Here is a 551-nt window from a genome sequence, read left to right as displayed (position 1 = left end):
TTGTCTGTGCCTGTACCCGTGTTGCCTGCTGCATCAGTGATGCTGGCGCTAACACTGTAGTTGCCTTCTGCTAAGTCGCTGGTTGGTGTTGCACTCCAATTGCCGTTGACATCGGTTTGAACATCTAGGGTTTGTACGTTGTTCGCTGCATCGGTAAAGGTCACTGTAATGGTGCTGTTGGGTGCATCACTGGTGCCCGTTACAGTTGGCGTGCTGTCGTTGGTGAGCGCTGGTGCATCCACACTCACACTTGGTGCGGTGGTATCGATGTTACCGCTGCCGGTGATATCAGTGCTGTTGCCCGCCGCATCACTAATAGTCGCTTCAATGCTGTAAGGCCCTTCAGCCAATGCGTTTGGTACTTCCACTGAGAAGTTGCCGCTCGCATCCACAGTCGTGGTAAAGGTTTGCTCTACCCCTAAGTCATCGGTAACGGTAAAGGTGATCACGGTGCCTTCAACCGCATCACTGGTGCCGCTTAGCGTTGGGGTTACGTCGTTACTTGAACCTGGGCTGGTTAACTCAAGCGTTGGCGCAATGGTGTCTACTTC

General features: G+C 53.2%; 1 protein-coding gene. It reads right to left on the bottom strand.

The window, feature by feature from the left end:
* Positions 1 to 551 (bottom strand): Ig-like domain-containing protein (locus AN389_RS19595; RefSeq protein WP_200911318.1); only part of this gene is annotated, 551 nt, incomplete at both ends.

The sequence above is a fragment of the Pseudoalteromonas sp. P1-7a genome, assembly GCF_001401855.1.
Taxonomy (GTDB): domain Bacteria; phylum Pseudomonadota; class Gammaproteobacteria; order Enterobacterales; family Alteromonadaceae; genus Pseudoalteromonas.
This window is presented reverse-complemented; position numbering and strand designations above follow the sequence as displayed.